Consider the following 317-nt stretch of genomic DNA (forward strand, 5'->3'; position numbering starts at 1 on the left):
CTTGCCAAGGTTAGGGTCGCGGGTTCGAGTCCCGTCATCCGCTCTGGTTTCTCAAGAAGTTAAGCTCTGTGGTATAACTTCGAGGCAACCACTGAGGCGGCAGCCTCACGGTGGAATGGCCGAGTGGCGAGGCAACGGCCTGCAAAGCCGTGTACACGGGTTCGATTCCCGTTTCCACCTCAGCAGAGATTCCTTACCGGTTTCGATGTAATGCGCGTTTAGCTCAGCGGGAGAGCGCTTCCCTGACACGGAAGAGGTCACTGGTTCAATCCCAGTATCGCGCACCACGTAAGCCCTTATGGGCGAGCGTATTTGCG

2 tRNA genes are annotated in these 317 nt (G+C 57.1%); both read left to right on the forward strand.

The features are described from left to right. Positions 1-109 precede the first annotated feature (109 nt). Positions 110-180 (forward strand) — tRNA-Cys (locus ADB02_RS03340). Between the two features lie 32 nt (positions 181-212). Further along, a tRNA-Val gene (locus ADB02_RS03345) sits at positions 213-287 on the forward strand. The last annotated feature ends 30 nt before the right edge of the window (positions 288-317 follow it).

Source organism: Corynebacterium sp. 212_CJEI, assembly GCF_001055915.1.
Taxonomy (GTDB): Bacteria; Actinomycetota; Actinomycetes; order Mycobacteriales; family Mycobacteriaceae; genus Corynebacterium; species Corynebacterium jeikeium_D.